The sequence below is a fragment of the Lentilactobacillus rapi DSM 19907 = JCM 15042 genome, assembly GCF_001436255.1.
In the GTDB taxonomy this organism is placed as follows: domain Bacteria; phylum Bacillota; class Bacilli; order Lactobacillales; family Lactobacillaceae; genus Lentilactobacillus; species Lentilactobacillus rapi.
On the sequence record NZ_AZEI01000012.1, the window covers coordinates 1 to 24,560 of the forward strand.

Here is a 24,560-nt window from a genome sequence, read left to right on the forward strand (position 1 = left end):
TAGCGTTTGTCTCAGTTTTCCTACGCCGCTTTTAGAGATCTCAAACAGTTTCTTAACCCGTTCGGCCTCTTCAAAATTATCGGTAATGATGCCAGCCACATGTTCAGCCAACAATTTTGCCTGCTTGCGCGGATCATCAACTGTCCAAATTCGTTCTTTAACGTTATCCAACGACTGATAATGGTTAAGATGAAGTCCGGCTAGATGTTCCTTTTGGATTAATTCCTTTGCGTGTAAAATTGGATGATCTGCCAGTAAACAGTACTGTTGAGCCGGATCAATTTGGTAAGCTATCTTCAACGAATCCAAATTAAACGAAGAATAGATCACCGGATATTCGAGATCGTATTGGCGTACCATATCCAACACAATTTGTTCAATGTGGGGATAGTGAATTTTATTCGTCTTAAACTCCAAATTCAAATGAACTGGCTGTTGATTGGCAACTATTAACAAGTCTTTCAAAGTTGGAATTTTTTGACCATCTTTGAGATGGAACTGACGCAATTCTTCTAACGTATAATCATTAATTTTCCCTTTACCATCAGTGGTCCGATTAATTTTTTCGTCGTGCATAATGATTGGGACATTATCTCTGGTCAGATGAACATCAAATTCCAAGCCTTCAACGCCATGATCAATCGCATAAATAAATCCATCCAGTGAATTCTCTACAAACTTGTGGGGATACCCACGATGACCAAAAATTAAGGTATTAGTTTTCACTTTGAATAGCTTCCTTTCAATTCTCTCTTCGACGCATCATCAGCCGATGCCTATCTACCATCGGCCTTATTAGTAGTCAGCAAATTAGCATTCATGGCTTTGTTGGCAGCCGTCAGGGCACTATCGATATTGCCGCCGTTATAGACCGTTTCCATCGCCGTTTCTTCTAATTCACGGGTTAATTGCATCCCTTCCATCAAAATTCCCGAGTTGGCATTGTTCGGTTTGGCGCTGGCAAGTTGTTCACCAGGAACTCTGGCAGCTGGGATCTTCTTATAAAGGTCTTGTAAGGCTTTTTCTTTTTGCGACTTTTTATTCAAAGCCAAGTAGCCGGTCGCAACCTGCCAATTAGCTTGATTCTTAGCACTTTCAGCGTACTTAATGAACTCAAAAGCACCCTTTTGAACCTTCTCAGGTTTATCGTTTGAAATCCATAGGGCCGCACCACCAATTCCGACTCCGTTAGCCTTAGTCCCATCTGGATGAGGGAAGTAGCTAATGCCAAGTTTGTTCTTATTGCCGGTGGTTAGTTGGCCAATATAGGCTGACGACTGAACGAAAATTCCTAATTTACCAGCCAGGAAGGCCGCAATTTCATTGGTTTCAGCACTGGCACCAGAACCATAGTTCACAAAGTCGCCTGATTTGATGTTAGTCCGGATCCACTTAAGAAATTTAACCGTGTTGGGATTGTTCACATTAATTTTGGTTGGGTTACCTTGGTGACCGTCGCCGTTGTTAATCAGCTTGGTCTTATCGTTGGCTAAAGCCTCTTCGAGCAACCAGCCATAGATTTCCATCGTCATTCCCTTTACTTTATGGTGAGACTTTGCATACAACTCCTTAGCGACTCGCGTAATTTCGCTATAACTGGGTGATTTAGAAGGCGGGGTAATGCCATATTTTTTCAACAGCGTTGCGTTATAGTACAACACTGGCTGCGATGTGTTAAATGGCATGGCTAATTGCTGCCCTTTATTTGAATAGAACGAGCGGGCAACTGGTGAAATATCGCTGGTATCATAGTGATCTTCATCAATGAATTTCTGAACCGGGGTCGTGTACTTGCTGTGCATCATTTGAGCGGTAGAAATATCAAACGATTGAAATAACGCAGGTGAAACGCTGGTTCCATGACTTTGGATAATCTTTTGGACCGCTTCATCGTAGGCCCCTTCGTATTGAGGAATGACCTCATACTTATTTTGAGATTTGTTAAAATTATCAACCATCTTGTCCAATGCTTGTTCAGCAGGGCCACCCATTTCATGCCAGAAAACAATTGGGGTCCGGCCGGCTTTGGCGTTGGTTTCACCGTGAGAAGCATTGACGAAAACAACCCCAATGGCAACCACGACGACCGCAATAATTGGAATCAAGTGATTTTTTAAAAATAGACCAATTTTTCCCATCATTTAACTGCACCTTCATTCGCACCTGATTTGAAGTAATGTTGGCCCACAAACAGGACAATCAAGGTTGGAATCACGACGATAGCCGCAGTTGCTTGAATCATGCCCCAATCGTTGAACGTTTCCTCTGACTGCAGCTGGCGCAGACCATTTTGAACGGGTCGAAATGAATTACTGAAGGTTGTCAACATTGGCCACAGGTATTGATTCCAAGCACCTAAGAAACTATAAGCTCCCAGCGTGATCAATGGGATTCGGTTATAGGGCATCACAATCTTCCAATAGAACTGAAGATGACCAAGGCCTTCAATATCGGCAGCCTCTTTTAGCTCCGCTGGCATTTGCTTAAACGATTGTCGTAACATGAAGATCCCAAACGCTGAAGTTAGAAATGGGATAATCATCACTGAATAACTATTTAACAAGCCCATCGCTTTAACGGTAGAGAAGTTAGGAATAATTTCAGCTTCAAATGGCAGCATCATTGTCGCCAACACGAGAACAAACAGGGATCGCTTGTACTTGAAGTCGAGGAACACAAAGGCATAGGCACTCATCGAACAAAACAGTAATTGCGCAAACATCGTCACGGTCGAAATCACCAAACTGTTTCCTAAATAATGCAAAATTGGGGTTTGCGTGAAGGCATCAATATAGTTCTGAAACGATAAATCGGTACTTAAAAAGTTTCCCTTGGCAATTTGCATGGTTGGCAAAAAGCTGGTCCATAATCCAATAAAGAATGGGGCTAACACCACCAGTGCCAAGACAGTTAAGAGAAGATAACTCCCAATATTCCGAGCCAATTTAGGCTTTGCGACAACATTCATTAGTAGTTCACCCGCTTTTCCAAAACTTTAAATTGCAATAACGTAAATAGTGCAATAATGACGGTCAAGATCAATGATTCGGCACTTGCCTGAGCAAAGTTACCGCTATAAAAGGCATCCTTGTAAATTCGGTAAACCAGCATGTTAGTCGCATTGGTTGGACCACCCTTAGTCATCAAATCAATCAGGCCAAAGCTCTTAAAGCCATCAATCAAAGTCACAATCGAAACAAAGAACAAAGTTGGTGAAATTGATGGAATTGTAATGTGGAAAAATTGGAATCGCGACGAGGCCCCTTCGATACTGGCAGCTTCATAAAGTGTCGTTGGTACGGATTGAATGGCCCCAAAGAGGATCAGGAAGGTAAAGCCGAGGTTCATCCAAACGGTGGTGATAATGACTGCGACCATTGCCCACATCGGATCGGTCAGCCAGCCAATCATCGGTAAGTGCAGCCAAGTACTAACAAGTGATAGAAATCCGGTAGATGGATTGAAAATAAACAACCAAAAGATTGCAGCTACTGAGACAGAAACTCCCATCGTGGATGAAAATAAGGTTCTAAAAATACCGATACCAGCTAATTTTTTACTAGCCAGGCTGGCAAGCAACAACCCCAACGCAATCGTCAAGGCGGTAACTGCCAATACATAAACCATCGTGACCGCCAAGCTGTTCAAGTAATCAGCCGACGTCAATAGGTTGATGTAGTTGGAAAGCCCAACAAAGACCGTTGGTTTTCCAACCGTATTCGTTAGAAACAAGCTCAAATAGAGGGTTTTAAACATTGGGTAGAAAATGAAGACACCTAGGATCAATAATGACGGTCCTAAAAATAATAAGGCATAATATTTATCTTTTGCATTTAACGAAAAATCCTTTTCAGATGCCTCAATCTTCGCTTTTGTTTCCGCTTGGTTGATTGGGGCGGTCGAACTACCAGATGCAGGTGATTTAAGCATGAACGTATGCCTCCTTCGAGATATCAATTCGCTTACCAGTCGCATCGAAGAACATCAGGTTGGAATCAGCCGTGACCTTAATGGGTTCATAATTCCTAAAGTCAGCCTTACCAGGAACCACCACATGAATGTCATTACCACTGTTCAACGTGGCATAGACAATTGTTTGATCCCCCAGAAATTCGGTGTTTTTCACAACCGCATTGGCATCAACGCCTTCTGCTAATTGAACCTTCATGTCATCGGGCCGAATGCCAATCTGCAAGTTTTCTGCGGGCGCTTCTTCATCCAACACAATTTGTAAATCAGATGAGACGTTGACCATATGACTATTTTCTTCTGAACGGGTTGCGGGCAGGATGTTGATCTGCGGTGTTCCAAAGAACTTCGCCACAAAGTCATTTCTTGGATTTTGATAAATCTCACTAGGAGTTCCGATCTGTTGAACATGCCGATCATTTAGAACCATGATGTGATCGGCCATCGTCATGGCTTCAACTTGATCATGGGTGACATAAATCAAAGTCAATCCCAATTTCCGTTGCAGGGCATAGATTTCTTGACGCATTTTAATTCGCAATTGGGCATCCAAGTTGGAAAGTGGTTCGTCCATCAGACAAATCTTGGCATCACTGGCAACCGCTCGGGCCAAAGCAACTCGTTGTCGTTGCCCACCGGATAATTCACGGGGCTTGCGTTTTGCCAAATCAGTTAAATTAACCATCTTCAGCGCTTCCTTGACCCGGGCGTTAATATCATCGGTTGCTAATTTTCGGGCTTTCAATCCAAAGGCCACGTTGTCCCAGACACTTAGAAATGGGAATAGCGCATAATTTTGGAAAACCATTGTCAGCTTTCGAGCCTTTGGGGGCAGGTCGTTAACAACCGTATCATCAATTTTGACTTCACCGGCAGTAATGGGCGTCAAGCCGGCGATCATTCGCAATAACGTACTTTTACCGCATCCGGAAGGACCAACGATGACAAAGAACTCGCCGGTTTCGACGTTAACTGAAATGTCTTTTAAAACTTCGGTTTCACTATCGTAATCCTTACGAACGTTGTTTAGAGTAATTGACAAAGATCTCACCTCAAAATCATTTATTTGACTACGGCCCTTATTGTGGGGGTTCAATGTAAAAGCGATGTTTAGGGGGTGTAAATATTTAGTAAACGTTTGAAACAATCTGAAACCAAAGAGGCATATCCTCAGGATCGTTCTGCTATGGGCTTGATCTGAAAGGGCCTGACGTGATTAGAATTTTTTCTTCCCCAAACCAAAAAAGTGACCTCCCAAAAGAGATCACCTATCACATATCTATTCAAATTATTTTATCCATTCAATCATTCACGATTCAATTTGGTTCAACGCTTTGGCCATTTTTTCAATTTCGTCTGTTAGCAATCCCGGATCCCGATAATTTTTCTCGAAGTCCTTAGTTCTCATCAATAATTTCATCATCATTCGGTATAAGAAATTAAGGCGGTCAAAATCAACTTCACCACCAAAGGAGGCAACTTCTACCGCATGATCAAGCAAGCTTTGAGGAAAATACTTTTTAAAGAACGCCGCTGAAGGATCGCGGGTGAGACAGCATAAATACAATGCCAATTTTTTCTTCAATAACAACGCCTGATTCTGCCGGCAAAACCGAATCACGGTCGGTTGAAGCTTTCCCATGTAGATCGAACCGCCAATTACGACCGTGTCATACCCATTCAGACTTTCGGCTGCATCAATTGGCTGAATGGTCACTTCACCATCCAGCTGACATTTCAAAAGATGGGCACATTTGTCTGCAGTCCCATACTTGGTCGCAAACAAAATTAAAGTTCTCACAGCGGAAGGCCTCCTTTGGCAGACAACTTGTCAATCTATCACCTACATCTTATCGATAGAATTACCTGACTGTCAAAGAATCCGTTTTATAAATTAATCAACAACGTTTTCCGGTTGTCCATACAAATAAGCTTTCAAATTATCGACGGCGATGCCCATCAAGCGTGCCCGAATTTCAGTGGCTGCCCACGCAATATGGGGTGTCAAAAAGGCATTTTTAGCGGTGATCAGTGGATTGTCGTGACTAATTGGCTCCACTGATGCGACGTCGGCCCCCAGCGCATACAGTTTCCCAGAATTTAACGCTGCGGCAACATCGCCTTCATTAAGCAGCCCACCACGAGCGGTATTGATCAGAATCACCCCATCTTTCATTTTAGCAATGGCCGCTTGGTTGATCATGTTTTCAGTTTCTGCCGTTTGGGGGGTATGCAGGCTGATCACATCAGCTTGGGCATACAACTGATCCAAAGTCACCTGCTTGATCCAATCTTCGGCCACGTCCTTATGATGATGATTGTAAAAAATCACTTTCATCCCAAATGAACGGGCAACCTGCGCAACGGCTTGGCCAATTCGGCCAAAACCGATAATTCCCAACGTCTTACCAGTCAAAGAAATCAAGGGTGTCTTCCAGAACGTAAAGTCTTTAGCAGAACTCCACTCTCCGTTTCGTACCGCCTCACTATGCAGGCCAACCTGATTGGTGATCTCCAGGAGCAACGCGAAAGTGTGCTGGGCAACCGCATCGGTTCCGTAACTGGGAATGTTCGTCACAACAACATTGTTCTCCTTGGCAGCTTCAATGTCGATGACGTTATAACCGGTTGCCAAAACACCAATATATTTTAACTGGGGAGCCTCGTCGATGACCTTTTTATCCAACCGAGTCTTGTTTGTCAAAACAATTTCGGCATCCCCAATTCGCTTCAGAATTTCGGCATCGTCATCTGTTGTCCGGTCATAATTAGTTAGCTCACCGAACTGTTCAAACCCTTCCCAGCTCAAGTCACCAGGATTTAACGCATAACCATCCAAATCTACAATTTTCATATGTCGACCTCCATAAGTAAGTTACTCATATAATACAGCAGTTGGCCATCAATTACTGCCTTGTTGTTTTAATCAGGCCCCTTTCAAATTATTGGAAACGGTTACGCAGTGTGTTACAATTTTCGTTGTTAAGAAGCATAATAAATCCGGAAAAAGGTGAAAATCCTTTACAGCCCCTTAGCTACTGTATGATGGACTAAGCTGTCGCAACTCACTGGTAAGACTGGTAAGAGGACAGTATTAGGATGATATCAAGTCAGGAGACGCTTATTATGCTGATTGCAAAGCTTCTGAAGGGTTGGCTTTGTCAATTAATAACCCACTGATACGATATTTAGAATGGTTTCAGTCATATCCGTATTCAAGTTATTAATGATGAGCGGCCCTAGCTAGATTCTTAGCTGGGCTTTTTTTGTGGGGTAAATGCTGATTTTATTGATTTATTCTTAGGACAGCTGCGCAAAGCAACAATCTGCTCGTAAGCACCTCGAACAAAAATTCCCCAAACCGGAATTTCCGTTCAAGGCGACTTACGTTCCGATTGTTAACCGCTTTGCTCCGCTCACTTATTTTTGAGGAGGGTATTTATGAAGAAGAAACAGTTGGTTTATTGGATGTCACTCATTTTGGGTGTCTTTCTATTATTTATTGGCGGCGGCTCAATTGCCAAGGCTGATACTGCATCGGATGTTGACGTGGCAATTAATACTGGGGTTAATTATACGGCACAAAAGGGCAATTCGTTAGGTGCTTGGGATGCGCCGATTTTGGCAATGAGTCCAAATGGAATTACGGATGCTCAAGCACAGACTATTTATAATGCGATTATTTCTGGTAATAAGACTTTGGGTGGTAGTGGAACAGTATCTGATACCGCCGCAATTGTCGGGCTAAGAGCGATTGGTAAGGATCCTACAAACGTAAATAACAAAGATCTTATCGCATCCGCGGTCACTGATGCTAATACAGCAACCGATCTTTATAACATGATTTACGATCTGGAATCCTTGAGTACTGGCAATTATGGCACGGCTGCTGAAAATGCTAAACAAAGGTTAATTGATAAAATAACTACTGCTCAAGATACAAGTGGTTTGTGGATCTATCACTACACTGATTTTTACACCAAGAAGCCGGCTTCCTCGACAGTTGACCCAACCGCCCAAGCGCTATTAGTGCTTTCAATGAATAATAATGACCCGACAGCTCATTCAGCACTTGAAAAAGCAATCACTGCCGTTGAAGATAACCTGTATCAGAAAAATGGTGGCTTTATGAGTAACTCAAACCCAAGTGGCCCAGAAACTGAAAGTGCCGTTGAAAACGTCACTTTAACTAACGCCCTTGCCGTCGCTGGAGTTGACGTTTACTCACCTTTGAATGGTCAATCCGACTATGCTTCCCCAATTCAACGACTACTTGACCAAAAAGTAACATCTACGCCAAGTGACACTTTTCTACTTTATGAAGGAACATCTGCTTTACAACAAGCCAAGTTCACCAGAGATGGTGGCAAAGGCTCAATCTTCGCCTTTGATCAAAATGCCGCCTTTAAACCAGGTGAACTTGCTAGTTTAAACGCCGCTGCAGACGCTAAGAAACAAGCCATCAACAATGACTCCTTAGCCACCACAACCGATAAAAGTAATGCGATTGCTAATGTCAATCAGATCCTAGCAACCTATACTAATAAGATTAACGCCTACAGTACGAGTGCTACCGCTATCGCTGATCGAAATGCTGGCGCTAATGAAATTAATAACGTCGTGGTAGCTCATAATGCTACTACAACGACAATCAACAATGGTCTCTCGGTATCAACGACCGCGCCAAGTCCATTAACCATCACGCCGGTTAGTTCCCCAACGGTCACACCGACAGTCACTCAGACGACTGCTAAAAAGAACCACTCTGCTAAAGGCACCGTTGTTTATGGCCTGACGACCGTTAGATTATATAAGGGGACTAATTTTACCAAGTCAAACCTATCTAAGACCTACAAGAAACAAGCCCGTATCAATCGACCAATGTTCTTAGTCATTAACCAGACTACGAACAAACAAGGTCGAGCCATTTACAAGGTTAAAGATCTCAAGAGTGGTAAAACTGGTTACACCTTATCTGGTTCGAAGTACTTTGCCAATGCTTACTATTCTGCAAAAGTTACCAAAGTTAAGGTAATCAACCCTAAAGGAATCAATGAATATCGCAAAGTTCAATTAACGAATAAGAAACGTCATGTTAAAAAGAATGCGTCACTATCAGTTAAGAAGGTCGTTAACGCTGGGGCAACAACTCGCTTCGAGTTAACCAACGGTAATTACATTTCAGCCAATAAGAAATTGGTTTTGGCCACTAAGATTAGTAAAGCCAGTGGTGCTACCGGTTCAACTACCACAGCCACGGCAACGAATACCAATCCAACAAAGACCAACTCAACGACGCCATCTTCAACGACCGTGGTTTCCCCAACCAATTCAGGTTCAACGGCAACCAATAGCGGTGGAACCGTTCCAAATAACACGCCGGTAACCCCTGTCACCCCTGGCAACACAACTCAAACCGTCACAGTGACTGTCACCGCAAATGGCTCAGTTCTAGCTAGCGGTAGCGTCACCGTTGCTGCAGGTGCCAGTGGCATGGATGCTTTGAATGCTTTAGCTGCGCAAAAAGGATTAGCTATTTCAACCAGTGGTTCTGGCCCCGCTGTCTACATCAATGGTATCGGTAGTTACAAAGCCGGTGCTGCCGGCCCTAATTCCGGTTGGGTATATTCCGTTAATGGTAACGAACCCAATTCATCGATCGGTGCTTATACTGTTAAAAGTGGCGATACGATTTCGCTGAATTATGTTAAATAACATGTCATGCCATTTATGAAATACGCAAAATCTTAGATTTCAATATGTTTTTGAAATTGAGTCCCACATGTGCGTCCCTTCTTTCTGGTCTTACCTAAAGGAGTTCCCGCAAACGTAGGGCTTTTTGTGTTAACGCTCACAAACCAGTCAGTTATACTAGTAGTCGTTTACTGCTGGTGGCGATCATGCCAGCACCGTGTGGAATCTTGGAGAGAATACAATTACCAAATTCAGATCCTAATTGGGTGCAGCAAACACTATCATTTGGGATTATGGGTGTTGAACATGCTAAGACAATCAAAAACAGCTTATCGCAATTTTTGATAAGCTGTTTTTGATTGTGTTATTTAATATCTTTCTGAATTACTAATTTCTTGTTAGCCGTTACATAATCGCCATTGCTTAACTGATACCGCGTCGTCAAGCGGTATTTGACAATCTTCTTAACGGTCAAGTGTGTCCCCTTTCGATAATGTTTAACCTTTTGAGTCAGGTTCACATTCCGATAAGCATTCACCCCACGTTTATTAATAATAGTGAGTTTTTGCGACTTCGGTACTGATTGATAATAGACTGGAACCACAAACTTTGAATTAGCGGTAATATAGCCAACTTTACCGGCCGTTTTACTGCCATGGTTGACATCTCGAACTTTGTAACGTAGGGCACCGTTGGTCGAGCGAGCATAATCGGTTACCACAAACATTGGTCGGTTAACCCGTTTGACCTTCGGATATTTTGCGAGTCGTTGAGAGGGTTTAAAGTTTGCTTTCTTGTACAGATAAATTGCCCGAGTGGCATAGACTGCAGCTCCCTTTTTAGCCGCATAATTTGGAATCGTTGGTTCAGCTGGCCGTTGGGTTGTCTCACCAGTTGGCGTTGTGGGCGCTGGGGTCACTGGCGTTTCTGGAGTGACGTTAGTTGGATGGTTATCAGAAGGAATATCTGGCGTAACTGACTTTTTAACGACATGAATGGTTAAGACTGGATTTTCTTTTTCGCTCATCGTATAGGCAATTGGTTCAGTGTCAACCAATTGGTAGCCATCGGGGGCTTTAGGAGTATAGTCTCCAGTCTTACCCAGGAAGCCAGGAATTGTATCGTTGCCAACTACTTTTCCGTTACTGTCGATGAACTGAATTGGTGTGGTAGCTTGTTGATAGGCATAGGTTACTGTAATGTCGATCATCAGATTAGACTGTATATTCTCGATTGACCCGGGCGTATCAAAATAGATCCCATATTTAGCAAAATCTATTAGTTTTACCAGTGCATCACTCACTGAGCTTATAGAAGCTACCGGAATTCCCACCTGATCTGCAACTTGGTCTATGGATATATAGTATGGATCTTGTGGCTTTCCACCGACTGTTCCAGATACGCCAATAGCATTTTTATCATTGTCTACTTTGAACACAACTTCCGTTTTTATTTCCTCGGGCGACACCGTTATTAGTTGAATCTCCGACAACGTTTTCGCAGGATCATACCCTGGTACTTTTACCCCTAACCCCTGTGGATCTCCATCCAAAGTTTGTGTTTGCTGTTTCTTCAAGGTATTCCCTTGAGTATCAACAATATTAACAGTTTCTATACGAGCAGTCTCATCCGCGTTAGCCACAACTTGATTTCCAATAAGCAGCATACTGAAAACAACGCTTAAAAAGATAACAACCGTTTTGGCCAACTTCAGTGTCTTGTGCATGTAAATTCCCCCGATTTAAAATTTTAACTACTATTTTCAGAATTATTGAGTAATGAACTGACGCCAACAATATTCATCCACGGATATAGTGTCTCGTAGTATTAAGATGATGTCAATTATAATACCTATATATTGATATTATTCTGAGCATGGTTAGAATAATGCTCCCAGTATTTATGAACCATCACAAGTTAAAATTTGTCCAGCAACATCTCAAACCGTATAAAAGCAGAGGGATTAATGGATCAACGCTTTCCAATGCGAAAAAATAAAAAATGCTCGGTATGGACCGAACACTTTTCACAACTTATCTATTAATAATTACCTTAGAGAATTAATTTCTTATCTCCAGAGCAGATTTTATAATGAACTTAATCACTTTCTGGCTAACTAGATTATTTTGAATTGTCCTGGTTAATGTTAAATTTGCTTGTAGGACAGCTCCTCAAAGCAGAAAGCTACATGTAAGGACCTCGGAGAAAAATTTCAAAACCGGAAATTTCTCTCCGAGGACACTTACACTCCGCTTTCTAACCGCTTTGATCCGCTCACTTTCCTAGGACAGCTCCTCCAGGCAGCAACCTGCACATAAGCACCTCAAGCAAAAATTCCCAAAACCGGAATTTCCGCTTGAGGAGACTTACGCTCCGGTTGCTAACCGCCTGGATCCGCTCACTTTTCCTAGGACAGCTGCGTAAAGCAGAGATCTGCATGTAAGCACCTCGAACAAAAATTCCCAAAACCGGAATTTCCGTTCGAGGAGACTTACACTCCGATCTCTAACTGCTTTACTCCGCTCACTTTTCCTTATAATCAAAGTAATCAAACATTGCCACTTGATCATAACCAGAATAGTCAACAGCTGCCAAGCCCACAAATGCGCCGGTGAAAAAGCCACCATAGGTTTGAAGAACGTAGTCATCTGATAAGACAGCCGCATCCAAAGTTACCGGTACTTCATGCCAAGTTTCACCATCAAATGAATATTCATAGGTATAACTTTGTTTGCGAACCTTGGTCTTGAACCAGACATACTCAACGCCATCAGGGATCTGAATGGCATCATCCTTCAGGTAAGACGTATAGTTGCCTCGATTATTTTCAGCCACCTCAATTACGTGACCCTTCTTTTCATCCCAAGTAACGAAGATCCATGACCAGTGCTTGTCATTATAGAAGTTAGTCAAGCCGGCCATCTGTTGATAAGTGAATGGATCAAATTTGACCTTAGTTTCAGCATCAAAGTTGAAGGCTTGCCAACGACTGGCAATCATTGAAACATCGAAGTTACTTGCGAGTGAGAAGTGTCCCACTAATTTCAAGTGACCGTCACCAAATGAGCCCATGTGCTCGGTGAATGGTACCCGCAATGTGTTCCAATCGTAATCCAACGTATCCGTATCAAACTCGTCGTGCCGCGAATGGTCTAATGGGGCATCCGTCTCAATAGCATCCTTTGGGGCCTCAACTTCAACTTGACCACCATGGCCGCCAACAACCCGTGGCCACCCCTGATCATCCCACTCAACTTTTTGAATGGATGTCTCTCGGCCTAAAGTGCTCCAGCCGCGAGGATCGTAGGCGGATTCATTCTCGTGATTCCATGGGCGGGCCATGAGTGAAGCATAATACCACTCACCACCTGGCGTATTAACCAACGCCCCATGACCCTGCTTTTGAATTTCAAGATCAGGTGTGTCAAAGTTCGTGATAAATGGGCCATCCGGTTCCGTTTCAAATGAATCAGCATCCAGCGTCTTAGAACGAGCCACGACTTCCTGGTGGGTAAAGACCGTTCCACCTTGTGCAGCGAACAGATAATAGTAACCATCTTTTTGATAGAGATGGGGACCTTCGACTAATTTAACATCGGTTCCCCGATAAATCGTCCGCGCCGTTTTTGGATCTAATTTCATTGTTTTCGTATCAAACTCAGTTAGCGTAATGCCATCAAATGGATGGTGGTATTCACGATGATCCCAGGTCTGCTGAACCAGATATTTCCGGCCGTTTTGATCGTGGAATAGTGAGGCATCAAAGCCGACACCGTTGACCCTGATTGGATCACTCCATGGTCCGGTAATATTATCGGCAGTCGTCAGGTAATTGGTCATATCCTTAAACGCGCCTTCAGTTACCTTCACGTCGGTATAAATTAACCAGAATTTTCCGTCTGCGTACGAGAGATCCGGTGCCCAAATGCCGCCTGAAGCTGGATTGCCTTTCATATCCAACAAAGTCGTTGTTGAAAGTGGTGATGGTAATAATTTCCAGTGAACCATATCCTTTGATTCATGGAGGCGCACGCCTGGGAACCACTCGAAGGTTGAATTGGCAATGTAATATGTGTCGCCCACACGAATCATACTTGGGTCGGCATTAAATCCTGGTAATACTGGGTTCGTAATTTTCATGACAATATTTCCTTTCTGTCTCTTACTAATAATTAAAGTTGACCTTCACTCTTCCGCTTGTCAATTTCCAAGTTGATTCGAGTCACGTCTTTGTCACTCAATGGGTAGCGGCTCATGATCCACATTGCGACCAAGGCCAACACGATTGGGGCCCAAATCATTGAGAATTGGATTCCCATTAATGCGGAAGCGCTTTGGTGAGCTTTGGCACCATCGAATTTGAAGAAGGCGTTGATGTAACCCGGAATGATGCCACCAAGTGCAAGACCAATCTTGAAGAACAGGCCCATGATGGCGTTGATAATTCCGGCAACCCGTTTTTTGGATTGATACTCGCCGTATGAAACAACTTCGGGCACTAATGACCACATGTAACCAGTTGCGGCGGTAATTCCCCATTGCATCAAGAAACGACCAAGGTAGCCAAGTAATGGTGAGTCTTTAAATGCAGGCATTTGCCATACCCATAAGATTAGTTGGCCAACAATGAATAGTGATAGGAAAATGTAGAAGAATTGTTTCTTACCAATCTTTTTACGAACAATTGGCCACAAGAATACCAAGAAGATTCCTGGAATTGAACCAATCAAGTTGATGGAAGCCACCCATTCTGGATGACCAACGTTATATTGCATGTAGAATGGCCAAACGGTGTTACCGAAGAACATGAAAGTAAAGCCGATCAGGAAGAACATGCCAAGAACTTGAAGTGGTTTGTTTCGCTTAATTTCAGCAAACAAATCTGAGTATTTAACGGCATCGGTTTCTTCTTCAGTTGGCAATACCCGCTCCTTAACACCAAAGTAAGTCACCATTAACAGGGCAAATCCAATGACCATGTAAATTGACATAACCAAGAAGTAAGCCCCACCAGCATGAGGGGAAGCATAGTTTCCAAGGTTAAGCTTGATGCCAAATAACCCAATATCCTTTACTTGTTTATCTGGAGAAGCCAGTTGAACAAACAGCGGCAAGAAGGTATAAACCATCAAGTTACCAATGTTGGCTTCGGTCATCCGGACAGTTGTTAAAGTGGAAACTTCGTCATTATCCCGGGTAAGTGATGCGTTCAGCGCACCATAGGGGATATTCACGAATGAATAGATCAATGCGGTTGCCATATAGGAAAGGAATGCGTAAATGACATTCCCTCGAACAGCTTCCATCGGGAAGAACAGCAAGGCCGCGCAGACGGTCAGTGGAATTCCAAAATATAGAATGAACGGGCGATATTTGCCACGTTTAAATTTACTCTTATCAACAACGGCTCCAACCCAAGGATCCCAGAAGACGTTGATCCAACGAACAACCAGAAAGATTGTCGCACCAACGGCAGCAGAGATTCCAAATACAGTGGTTAAATAGAACAGCAGCATGGACCCAACCGTACCAAAAATCAAGTTTTGAGCCAAATCACCGGCGCCGTAACTAATTCGCTCACCCCAAGAGAGCTTGGCGAATTCTTTTTCGGCAACGTGTTTGGTCTCAGTATCATTAACATTACTTGCCATGTTTCATTCTCCTTTGCTTATAACAAGATAGATGACAATGTTAGCGAACGTCTGGGCACCAATGGCGAGGATCGCTCATGAGTAACAAGCTGAATCACGATTTTTCATTTGCTGGTTGGTTAAATATGAACAAATTGCAGTGTGTAAGTTGGTTATAAATTCAGCAAATGATTAGTCGATCTCACCCATTCTCTTTAAGGAACCCCCCCTAATTGGCACCATTTTTCGGCTAACTGCAAATCTTATTGTATCCGCTTTCAGGAAATGACATTAACTTACTTCTTAACCGAAATTTGTCAATTTGTGACCAGATGAATTGCTAATAACTTTCTTCATTTGGAAGATAAAGGTGGAATTTTATCCTTATAAACTTTGAGTCAGAGTAAGCAAAAAAGCACCAGCGCCAGCAAAAAATATATTGGCTGGTGCTGATGCTTGGGTTAGGGATGGCTGTTGGTTGGTGGTTAAATTGGTTGGTTAATATGAAATAATGGAGGGAAGAGAAAACTCGCGCAGATAACTTTGATCCTCATGCTCTTTTAGATTTGGCTACATAGATTAAACGTGCTGCACCAAGCAACAATCTGCGCGTAAGCACCTCCTGAAAGAATTCCAACCCCAGGAATTCTTTCAGGAGGCGACTTACACTCCGATTGTTAACCGCTTGGTTCCGCACTCTCTCTAAACGTGCTCCGACGACCCAGATGCTAACTTCTAAGGCAACCTTGGTCTAAACCCAAGCCCAGGTTTAAACCAAGGTTGCCTTAGAAACCGCATCTCCCGGGTCTAGTCGCACTCTGCTCTGGCTACATAGACTAAACGTGCCAAAAAAGGCTGATCCCTGCCATGTAAACCAACCAGCAATTATTCCAGAACCAGGAATAACCGCTGGTTGGCTTACACTCTGGGATCAAAGCGCCTTTTTTGACACTCTCTCATTCAAAATGCCCACTCTGCGCCACCGATCTGACCGTTCTTTTTGGATTGATTTGTTTGCGGTACTCGCTTGGAGTGATTCCTGACCACTTTTTGAACTGCTTACTGAAGTTGGAGATGCTGCTGGCACCCATCATATAAGCAACGTCTTCAATCGAGTACTCCACATATCCCAACAACAGTTTCGCCTTACGGTATTTTTTCTCGTCGATGAACCGCAGCGGCGTCATCCCATACACCTTTCTGAAGGTCCGGTGCCCATACCCGCTGCTAATATCCATTCGGTTACAAATATCGCCAAAAGAAAATTGATTATGCTCCGTCTTATCAATTCCTTCTTCAATTAATGTGGCCATTTTGCGAGCAATCTTGGCTTCCCGCTCCGTAAAGTGAATCTGGTCCTCCCTGGTGAACTCCGCCAACTGTTCAGTCAACTCATATAAATAGGCTAACAGTCGAATCTGAATCTTGAGGTTAACCTGTTCTTCAGTCAGCTTAACGGCCTTGCTATACTTCACAATGTCTAACGCGGCCGCCATCGAGGCCTTGGCGATCGGATTATCCGGTGGAATCACCGTGTTGGCAATATTACTAATAATTGCGGACTTAAGTCCCAGACTTTCAAAATTAAAATGGAAGCAAATATAGGTCATTTCTTTATCTTTATTCGCATTCCGATTATTATGGAGCGTTCCGGGAGCAATAATCAAAGCACTTCCCGGTCCATACGTCATCGGATCCAAACCTTTAAGCGTTGTGGTTTGCGACCCTTTTAAGATACACATCAATTCAAAGGCTTGGTGCTTCTGCTCAAAAAAGCTCCACCCACCCGGAACCGTGTGTTGATGGCCGCCAAAAATATATAGTCCAGATTCAACAACTGGAATTGAAATAAAACTTTTCATAATGGGTCACCCTCAGAATTTTCACTGAAATCGCTATCACTAATATGATAATTGGCTTCCGCTAGTTAGTCAACTAAACGAACTTACTGATTTTATTCAAATATGAACCTTCATTTATCAATTTCTGCACTCGATTCGCGTAAAATTAATTTTAAAAAATAAATCATTTCTATTGTTTTTATGGAAACTTTCTATTAAGGTGTTATCTGTTCGACTGAAATCAATTTAACTAGGACAGCTGTACAGAGCAGAAGTCGGTACATAAGCACCTCGGGTAAAAACCCAAACCCGGGGATTTCCACCCGAGGAGACTTATGCTCCGACTTCTAACCGCTTTGCTCCGCTCACTTTTAGGACAGCTCCTCCAAGCAGCAACCTGCACGTAAGCACCACAAGCAAAAATTCCCAACCCCGGAATTTCTCCTTGTGGCAACTTACGCTCCGGTTGCTAACCGCTTGGATCCGCTCACTTTTATTTTGGGGAAGGGGAACAAGTTCATGGATCAATTATCCTTAGTGATCATCTTACTGGCGGCATTGTTTGTCCCGTTAGCAATGGCCAGATTTAAAATTACCTTTTTACCAACCGCTGTCGTCGAAATCATCGTTGGCGTGATTCTGGGGCCATCCCTATTCAATTGGATCGCCACATCACCCACCCTGGATATTCTGCAGAACGTTGGGGTCATTTTTCTGTTGTTCTTAAGCGGAATGGAAATTGACTTTAGCCTGTTTAAGCGCAAACCAGCTCACCTCTCACCGCTTGAGGAAAAGGGCCAACAAAACCAACCGAAGTATTCCGTTCTCAAAGTGGCCACCTTGAGTTACATCTCGATTGTGATCATGTCAATCCTGATGGGGTACGGGTTGCGGCTAACTGGCTTGTTCAGTGATGTTTGGCTGGCGGCCATTCTGTTCATGACCATTTCATTGGGAATCGTAATTGCCAGCCTGAAGGAACAGGAACTCCTCAGTAAGCCATTTGGCCAAGCGATTCTGCTGATTGCTGCGCTCGGAGAAGTCGTCCCAATGGTTGGCTTAACCTTCTATGCTTCAGCATACAGTCCCAGTTCTAAATCCTTGTGGTTAATTTTATTGATCTTAGTGGCAGCCGCACTATTATTTTGGCGATTCAAGGCCTTCTTTAGATTCTTTGACCGTATTAATAAATCGACTACTCAATTAGACGTCCGCTTGGCATTTTTCATGATCGTCACGCTGGTAACTATCGCAGAAACGGTTGGTGCAGAAGGAATCTTGGGGGCCTTTCTAGCTGGAATTGTCATCAAACTGCTCGAACCCCACGAAGAAACTAAAGTTCGGTTGGATTCCATCGGTTACGGCTTCTTTATTCCGATTTTCTTCATTATGAGCGGCGTCAATCTGAACCTGCGGCACCTCATTTCAAGTCCGCAGACGCTGATATTAATTCCGGTGCTCTTCGTTGGCTATGTCCTCGCCAAATCATTAGCTTATTTTATTCTGCGCAAACGGTTTAAACCGTCCAACGCCATCGCCGGAACCGCTATGTCTGCCACCACCATTACCGTCGTATTAGCCGCAATTCAAGTGGCTCAACACCTTCACCGGATTACCAGTCAACAGTCCGGCGCTTTTCTTTTAGCAGCGGTGATTACCTGTGTCGTTGGTCCACTGATTTTTAACAAACTGTATTCCGCTGAAGCTGAAGATTTGAAAAAGACCACCGTTCACTTTATCGGCACCAATCTCACGACTGTTCCGGTAGCCCAACAGCTGGCTAAGGGGTGGTACGACGTCACGATGTACACCAATAACCAGCATAATTACCGGGCTTTCAACAGTGAAGTCACCATTGATTTGCTGGACAACATGGAACCTGGCTTCATGGTCAATAACGGCGTGTTTGATGCCGATATTGTCGTGCTGGGCCAGGTTAATTCCAAGAAGAATTACGAGCTGGCCAAGATCGCCAAGAAATATGGTGTCAAACGCGTGATTGTCCGCTTTGAAGACCGCAATATTCTCGATGAAAAGCAGGATGAATTAGATCGGCTGGGAGTTGAACTCTACAATACACCAGACGTCAATATCAGCATGCTGCGGGCATTGATTGAAGCCCCATCTACCATGAAACTAATGACGTCAACGGAATCCAGCGTTTATGAAGTGGCGTTGCGAAACCGAAAATACGCCGATATTCAACTGCGCAATTTGCCATTTATTGAAAAAATTACCGTCACTCAAATCTACCGCGAGAAGCGCTTTATCAGGCCAACCGGTGGTACGCCGTTAAAGCTCAATGACCGGATTATTTTTACCAGTAGTAAGCAGGAAGCACCAGAAGTTCGTAAGGAACTTGGGAAGCTAAATTAAACATGGAGACCTCAAAGGGGCTAAACGCAATGCAAATCAGTGTGTTTAGCCCCTTTTTAGTCTGCCAAAATATACGTTAAGTTTTTTTCGTTCCGATTTATTTAAACAATTCCTTATTAACAACCCGATAGCGTGCCGTCACCGAATTATGGTTAAAGAACCGATCGATGGTGCGCACGTCTGCTGGTTCACCCAACCAACAGTAATGGCAAAGATGATTAATTTGAACTTGCTTCGCCAGCATTTTAAAGCCAGGAACTTCAAACGTCTTCACCATTTCGTTCATTTTCTCTGGATACGTCAACGTGTAGCCAGCGTGGGTCACAATGCACATCATGTCCCAATCAGGCTTCGAATACATGGTTGCCCCACCAAGCTCTTTAAAGACGTGAAAGCCTAGCCGTTCCAAGACTGGAACGATATCAATCCCCAACTTATCTCCATCAGCTGGGGCAACGGCTGCTTTTTTAATCAGCGGAATCACATCGTCTTCTGTCTTTCCCTGAAATAGCTGAATCAATTGTTGCTCGGTTACTTTTGCCATTTTTGATTACTTCCATTTCTACATAATTGATTTGATCTTTCGAATTAGTTACCGCTTTCATTATATAACGGATCGAGTCGCTTTTCGAATCAGGATTGACAGGTATATTTGTAATCTAAACGATTCCCTGTTTTAAATTTAAGAGCTTATATCAACACTTCTTTGCCGAAACCGTGTTAGTCTACTCATGGAAAAAATGATCGAATACTTTCTTACTAATAAATATTTATCTCGCAACTTAGTCACCACAATTTATTCTTGGGAGAATTCAACATGAAAAAAGTTCGATTTATCCTGCTAACCGCCTTGTCGCTATTACTTGCCTGCTTCCTCGCTGGCTGCGCAACTAACGCCACCACATCCGACAGTCACGCGATTCCCACCCTGTTTTTCCACGGTTATGGCGGCAGTTACCGTGCCGAAAATCACATGGCTCAAGCAGCTGTCCAAGCGGGCGTTACTCAGTCAGTAATCCGCGCTGACGTTTCCCCAACTGGTCGAGTCACCTTAATTGGCCAGTTTAAACGACACGATCGCCACCCAATTGTGGAAGTTAACTACCTTAATTCTCGAAATGGCAATTATCACACCGATGGCCAATGGGCTAAAAACGTTGTCGTTAAATTGCAGCAGCGGTACCAAATTAAAAAGTTCAACATGGTCGGCCATTCAATGGGCAACATGGCAATTGTTTATTATCTGCTGGCTAACGCGACTAATCGAAAATTGCCCCAGTTGCAAAAGCAAGTCGATATTGCCGGCCATTTCAACGGTATTCTAGGAATGGACGACGCCCCCAACCGAATGAAATTAAAGCCAGCTGGTCAGCCGACCAAGATGAACGCCAATTATCGGGAATTACTGGGATTACGCCGGATCAAGACGTTAAAATCCCTGCAGGTCTTAAATATTTACGGTGACAAAAATGACGGCTCTCACTCAGACGGTCGAGTTAGCAACGCCTCTTCCAAATCATTGAAGTATCTGCTTAAAGACCAAGTCAAATCCTTCCAAGAACGGCGGATTGTCGGACCAGCCGCTCAACACAGTCGACTTCATCAAAACAAACAGGTTGATCGGTTGTTGATTCATTTCTTGTGGAAAAAATAATAAGGATCATGAAACTAACAGACAGAATTTTTGAAATTAACAACTAGCAAACCGGCGTTACAGCATTGATCACTCATGACAAATGTTGTAACGCCTATTTATATCGTTCAGCCAAAATGATTGCCCTGATTTTTTGCACAGAAAGAAGCTGGTGAAGGCTCGCCAACGTTTCCTGCCGTCAATGAATTTTCTGAATTCGATGTGAATAAACATAGCGGCCGGCTATTAACGCTCGATTAAATGATTTTCAAATTGCTTTCTTTAAAGGAACCACCATCAATTATCGGCCAGATCCCCTCTTCGGCCAATTGATGATGGCAGCCCATCACTGACAAACCGTTGATTAAGATCAAAGGGAACTGGCTGATTTAACGTTAATTCACCTGGTTGGACGTCGCAGTCATAGGCTACCACGTGAACGCCCTTTTTCTGAGCCCGACCAATTTCTAACGCCAGTGGTTCAAAAATAGCCCGGTCAATTGTGACAACTTTGATCTTTTCCATTTGGATGACAAACAATAAATAGGCCAGATAGCCATCATCAATTGCCCGCTCCAAGGTTTGAACGTGCTTTAACCCCCGAGTGGTTGGGGCATCCGGGAAGGCGGCAATCCCTTGGTTGGCTAAGGTAACGCCTTTAACTTCAAGAAAGAACGGACGATTGCCAGCCGCCATCCCAGAAAAATCCAATCGTGAATCCAAATAAGTGACTTCTGGCGTAACACTGGTGATTCGCTTAATATCAGGCAATTGAATATCATTACTCTCAAGGCCCGTTTTAACCAGCTTATTGGGTGCTTGAGAATCAATATTGATCCATTCCAAGTCATATTTCTTGGCGGCTACCAAATCATACCGAGTTTTTCGAGCAGGGTTATGATTCTCAACTAACGCAACTGTCACTCCTGGCTGCAGAATGGTTGTCCGGCCAGTATTTTTAACGTGGGCGACCACGACTTCACCAGTGGTTGCCAAACGGCAGTGGGAGATAAATCGATTCGGCCGATCGATGAAGCGAGCTAGGTGCGTATTCGGATATTTCATTATCAGCTACTCCTCGTAGTTCATTTTTTTCAATGCGATTAATAAGGTATGGGCAACCTCTTTAGGGGAATCTGGATTTTCTTCAATTAACCACATATTCAAGATGTTCCAGAACCCACCAAATGAAAAGCTCATGACGTAGGAAATTTCCCGTTTAGTTCCTTCAATATGCCAGGGAGCTTGAAAAACGTCGTATAGTTTAGTTGCTTGCGGACTTAATTTGGCCAGCAGAACCATAAATAAGTTCTGCTTAATTAACAGTCGAATTTCATTTCGCTGTTCATACCAAAATGAAAAGAAAGTTGTTAATACCTGCTCAAAATCCATATTAGCCTTTGATAAATCGGTTAACCTGGCCAAGTAGTCGTGAATCATTCGATTTCCATAATCGTCCAGTAGGTCCTCTTTGTCCTTAAACGAACGATAAAAAGTTCGCCGGGATAACTGGGCCTGCTCTGAGATATCTTTAACTGTAATTTCCCCATATGGCCGACTTTTCAACAATTCAAAAAAAGCAGTTGTGAGCCATTCCCGCGATTGGGCTGCAATTCTTTGCTTACCATTCATTAACTTTCTCCTGTCACAAATTTTGAGTTATGTAGCACTTTGTCAAATGCCCTAGTGTTTTCTTATCAATGCCAGTATACTAAAAACCAGGTTGAATGTCACACGTGTGAACATAAGCCACTTGTGTGACAAATTATATTTGCGCAAATATAATTGCCTATTCAATTCAGGAGGCAATTATAATGAATAAAATTAAATATGTTTTACCGGTGTTGTTGATCGGTAACCTCTTGTGCATGATGGACGTCTCCATTATGACAATCGTGCTGCCCGAAATTCAAACCGCTTTTAATGAAAGTCTGACGAATTTATCTTGGACGTTAAACGTTTATACAATCGTCTTTGCTTCATTTATCATCCCATTCGGTCGACTTGCGGAAAAGTTTGGTCGCAATAAGTTTGTCTTTACCGGCTTAATCATCTTCGCTGTCGGCTCCTTATTGTCTGGTATTTCCACCAATCTTTCTTTCATGTTAGTTGCCCGAGGAATCCAAAGTATCGGTGCCGCCATGATCATCCCGACCAGTATGGTCATTGGCCTCGAACTCAGTAACCAACAAAATCGCAATAAAACTGTCGCAGCTTTAGCAGGCGTTCAGGGACTGGCGGTCGCCTTAGGGCCAAGTATCGGCGGCTTTGTGGCTCAATATTGGGGCTGGCGTTGGGTTTTCTTCATCAATGTGCCATTGATCGTCATCGATTTGATTGTTTTTCCAATGGTCCTATCACTGCGCCACGAGCAAACCCAATCAGCACCAATTGATTGGACCGGTGCCTTGTTAAGTGTTGTCATGTTATTTTCGCTTTCACTTGGTTTGATCAAAGGAAACACTTGGGGCTGGAACTCGCCAATCATTTTAGGCTTATTTGCAACTGCATTTGTCTCACTTCCCCTCTTTATCTTATTGGAACGCAAACTAAAGCTGCCAATGATTAATATGAATTTGTTTCACAGCCGAAATTTCAATGGTGCCAGCATCTCACTGGTACTCTGTAATTTCTTCTTAGGCGGTATGGCAGTCCTCATCCCAACTTTTCTAACCAGGGTACATGGGCAAAGCGAACTTGGTGCTGCATTACTCATTACCCCTTATTCAGTGGCCGTGATGTTCTCGGTCATCATCACGTCATTATTGGTCAAGAAAATCAATAACAAATTGCTGATTGGCTTAGGGTTTACACTGATTGGGATTAGTTATTATTTACTCGCAAATATGGATTTAAGTCAAAATTACAATCAGCTGATCATCGCCGCAATTTTGCTCGGAGTTGGTTACGGCCTAGTTGCTGCCACTGCCAACATTCTCGCAGTCGCCGACTTCCATGGCTCGATTTTAACGGCCTCACAAAGTGTCGCTAACGTCTTACGTCAAGTGGGAATGGTCCTAGCAATTGCAATCTTTATGACTGTCTTATCAACTAACATTGATACCGCCAAGCAGCGGACTCTCAACTATGGTGAGTCACAAATTAGGATGCTCAATTCTACAGCAGCCCTGAAATCAAAATTACAACGTAAAATTCATTCAAAGCTCAATCCCAACAGTACTAACGTCACCAAAGTAAAGGGAAGCTTGAAATTCAAAGGTGCCAAAATATCACAGGCTAAGCGGTCGGCCCTTATTAGTCAAAGTAACGATCATGAATTAGCCCTAATCGCCACAAAGGAAAAGTTACCAGTAAAAGCAATTCCGGCCAAGCTGAAATCACAAGTTTTGAAGAATGTCTCAGAAACTGTTTGAGATCTCTAAAAGCGGCGTAGGAAAACTGAGACAAACGCTAAAG

General features: G+C 43.3%; 17 protein-coding genes, 1 pseudogene and 1 riboswitch. Of the genes and pseudogenes, 4 read left to right on the forward strand and 14 right to left on the reverse strand.

Features of this window, described 5'->3' with window-relative positions; all coding sequences use genetic code 11:
- From FD12_RS01745 to FD12_RS01775, 7 genes are all read right to left on the reverse strand, one after another.
- A partial coding sequence (locus FD12_RS01745; RefSeq protein WP_156404059.1) for a glycerophosphodiester phosphodiesterase occupies positions 1-726 on the reverse strand: 726 nt, incomplete at its 3' end.
- Between the two features lie 50 nt (positions 727-776).
- Positions 777-2,138, reverse strand: coding sequence for an ABC transporter substrate-binding protein (locus FD12_RS01750; RefSeq protein ID WP_371862805.1), 1,362 nt, complete (start codon positions 2,136-2,138; stop codon positions 777-779).
- Positions 2,138-2,968 (reverse strand): carbohydrate ABC transporter permease, encoded by an 831-nt coding sequence (locus tag FD12_RS01755; protein WP_054748750.1) that lies wholly within the window; start codon positions 2,966-2,968, stop codon positions 2,138-2,140. Before FD12_RS01755 ends, FD12_RS01750 begins: the two co-directional genes overlap by 1 nt.
- Positions 2,968-3,930 carry a carbohydrate ABC transporter permease gene (locus FD12_RS01760; protein ID WP_056981352.1) on the reverse strand — a complete coding sequence of 321 codons (963 nt, stop codon included), beginning with the start codon at positions 3,928-3,930 and terminating at the stop codon, positions 2,968-2,970. Before FD12_RS01760 ends, FD12_RS01755 begins: the two co-directional genes overlap by 1 nt.
- Positions 3,923-5,011: an ABC transporter ATP-binding protein gene (locus FD12_RS01765; protein ID WP_054748752.1), complete on the reverse strand. Its 1,089-nt coding sequence runs from the start codon at positions 5,009-5,011 to the stop codon at positions 3,923-3,925. Before FD12_RS01765 ends, FD12_RS01760 begins: the two co-directional genes overlap by 8 nt.
- Before the next feature lie 267 nt (positions 5,012-5,278).
- Entirely contained in the window at positions 5,279-5,770 is a 492-nt protein-coding gene (locus tag FD12_RS01770; protein WP_056981354.1) for a flavodoxin domain-containing protein, read from the reverse strand.
- 93 nt (positions 5,771-5,863) lie between these two features.
- The gene (locus FD12_RS01775; protein WP_056981356.1) at positions 5,864-6,823 is read right to left on the reverse strand and encodes a D-2-hydroxyacid dehydrogenase; all 960 of its coding nucleotides are present in this window, start codon (positions 6,821-6,823) and stop codon (positions 5,864-5,866) included.
- A 98-nt stretch (positions 6,824-6,921) separates the two neighbouring features.
- Positions 6,922-7,108: riboswitch (cobalamin riboswitch) on the forward strand.
- Positions 7,109-7,410: 302 nt separating this feature from the next.
- Here FD12_RS01775 and FD12_RS01780 point away from each other — a divergent pair.
- Complete coding sequence (locus tag FD12_RS01780; RefSeq protein WP_054748757.1) at positions 7,411-9,684, forward strand: DUF5776 domain-containing protein; 2,274 nt, start codon at positions 7,411-7,413, stop codon at positions 9,682-9,684.
- 343 nt (positions 9,685-10,027) lie between these two features.
- Here the strand turns inward: FD12_RS01780 and FD12_RS14435 are convergent.
- From FD12_RS14435 to FD12_RS01800, 4 genes and pseudogenes are all read right to left on the reverse strand, one after another.
- Positions 10,028-10,510, reverse strand: a pseudogene (locus FD12_RS14435) (DUF5776 domain-containing protein); the annotation flags it as partial.
- Positions 10,511-12,186: 1,676 nt separating this feature from the next.
- Positions 12,187-13,803, reverse strand: coding sequence for a glycoside hydrolase family 43 protein (locus FD12_RS01790; protein WP_056981359.1), 1,617 nt, complete (start codon positions 13,801-13,803; stop codon positions 12,187-12,189).
- Positions 13,804-13,835: 32 nt separating this feature from the next.
- Positions 13,836-15,314 carry an MFS transporter gene (locus FD12_RS01795; protein WP_054748761.1) on the reverse strand — a complete coding sequence of 493 codons (1,479 nt, stop codon included), beginning with the start codon at positions 15,312-15,314 and terminating at the stop codon, positions 13,836-13,838.
- Between the two features lie 935 nt (positions 15,315-16,249).
- Positions 16,250-17,155 carry an AraC family transcriptional regulator gene (locus FD12_RS01800; RefSeq protein ID WP_056981361.1) on the reverse strand — a complete coding sequence of 302 codons (906 nt, stop codon included), beginning with the start codon at positions 17,153-17,155 and terminating at the stop codon, positions 16,250-16,252.
- A gap of 498 nt (positions 17,156-17,653) precedes the next feature.
- On the opposite strand from FD12_RS01800, the gene FD12_RS01805 reads away from it, so the two are divergent.
- Positions 17,654-19,510, forward strand: coding sequence for a cation:proton antiporter family protein (locus tag FD12_RS01805; protein ID WP_056981363.1), 1,857 nt, complete (start codon positions 17,654-17,656; stop codon positions 19,508-19,510).
- A gap of 97 nt (positions 19,511-19,607) precedes the next feature.
- Here the strand turns inward: FD12_RS01805 and FD12_RS01810 are convergent, their stop codons facing one another.
- Positions 19,608-20,054, reverse strand: coding sequence for a hypothetical protein (locus FD12_RS01810; RefSeq protein ID WP_056981365.1), 447 nt, complete (start codon positions 20,052-20,054; stop codon positions 19,608-19,610).
- 273 nt (positions 20,055-20,327) lie between these two features.
- Here FD12_RS01810 and FD12_RS01815 point away from each other — a divergent pair, with 273 nt between their 5' ends.
- Entirely contained in the window at positions 20,328-21,164 is an 837-nt protein-coding gene (locus FD12_RS01815; RefSeq protein ID WP_056981366.1) for an alpha/beta hydrolase, read from the forward strand.
- A 276-nt stretch (positions 21,165-21,440) separates the two neighbouring features.
- On the opposite strand, the gene sfsA is transcribed toward FD12_RS01815, so the two are convergent.
- Both sfsA and FD12_RS01825 read right to left on the reverse strand, forming a co-directional pair.
- Positions 21,441-22,208, reverse strand: a complete 768-nt coding sequence (sfsA, locus tag FD12_RS01820) for a DNA/RNA nuclease SfsA (RefSeq protein ID WP_056981368.1) — start codon at positions 22,206-22,208, stop codon at positions 21,441-21,443.
- Positions 22,209-22,214: 6 nt separating this feature from the next.
- On the reverse strand, positions 22,215-22,775 hold the full coding sequence (locus tag FD12_RS01825) for a TetR/AcrR family transcriptional regulator (RefSeq protein WP_054748766.1): 561 nt from the start codon (positions 22,773-22,775) through the stop codon (positions 22,215-22,217).
- Positions 22,776-22,957: 182 nt separating this feature from the next.
- On the opposite strand from FD12_RS01825, the gene FD12_RS01830 reads away from it, so the two are divergent.
- Entirely contained in the window at positions 22,958-24,517 is a 1,560-nt protein-coding gene (locus tag FD12_RS01830) for an MFS transporter (RefSeq protein ID WP_056981370.1), read from the forward strand.
- The last annotated feature ends 43 nt before the right edge of the window (positions 24,518-24,560 follow it).

Coding starts and splice junctions, on each gene's coding strand:
- FD12_RS01750 (WP_371862805.1), bottom strand. CDS start 2,138: ATGGGAAAAATTGGTCTATTTTTAAAAAATCACTTGATTCCAATTATT.
- FD12_RS01755 (WP_054748750.1), bottom strand. CDS start 2,968: ATGAATGTTGTCGCAAAGCCTAAATTGGCTCGGAATATTGGGAGTTAT.
- FD12_RS01760 (WP_056981352.1), bottom strand. CDS start 3,930: ATGCTTAAATCACCTGCATCTGGTAGTTCGACCGCCCCAATCAACCAA.
- FD12_RS01775 (WP_056981356.1), bottom strand. CDS start 6,823: ATGAAAATTGTAGATTTGGATGGTTATGCGTTAAATCCTGGTGACTTG.
- FD12_RS01780 (WP_054748757.1), top strand. CDS start 7,411: ATGAAGAAGAAACAGTTGGTTTATTGGATGTCACTCATTTTGGGTGTC.
- FD12_RS01790 (WP_056981359.1), bottom strand. CDS start 13,803: ATGAAAATTACGAACCCAGTATTACCAGGATTTAATGCCGACCCAAGT.
- FD12_RS01795 (WP_054748761.1), bottom strand. CDS start 15,314: ATGGCAAGTAATGTTAATGATACTGAGACCAAACACGTTGCCGAAAAA.
- FD12_RS01800 (WP_056981361.1), bottom strand. CDS start 17,155: ATGAAAAGTTTTATTTCAATTCCAGTTGTTGAATCTGGACTATATATT.
- FD12_RS01805 (WP_056981363.1), top strand. CDS start 17,654: ATGGATCAATTATCCTTAGTGATCATCTTACTGGCGGCATTGTTTGTC.
- FD12_RS01810 (WP_056981365.1), bottom strand. CDS start 20,054: ATGGCAAAAGTAACCGAGCAACAATTGATTCAGCTATTTCAGGGAAAG.
- FD12_RS01815 (WP_056981366.1), top strand. CDS start 20,328: ATGAAAAAAGTTCGATTTATCCTGCTAACCGCCTTGTCGCTATTACTT.
- sfsA (WP_056981368.1), bottom strand. CDS start 22,208: ATGAAATATCCGAATACGCACCTAGCTCGCTTCATCGATCGGCCGAAT.
- FD12_RS01825 (WP_054748766.1), bottom strand. CDS start 22,775: ATGAATGGTAAGCAAAGAATTGCAGCCCAATCGCGGGAATGGCTCACA.
- FD12_RS01830 (WP_056981370.1), top strand. CDS start 22,958: ATGAATAAAATTAAATATGTTTTACCGGTGTTGTTGATCGGTAACCTC.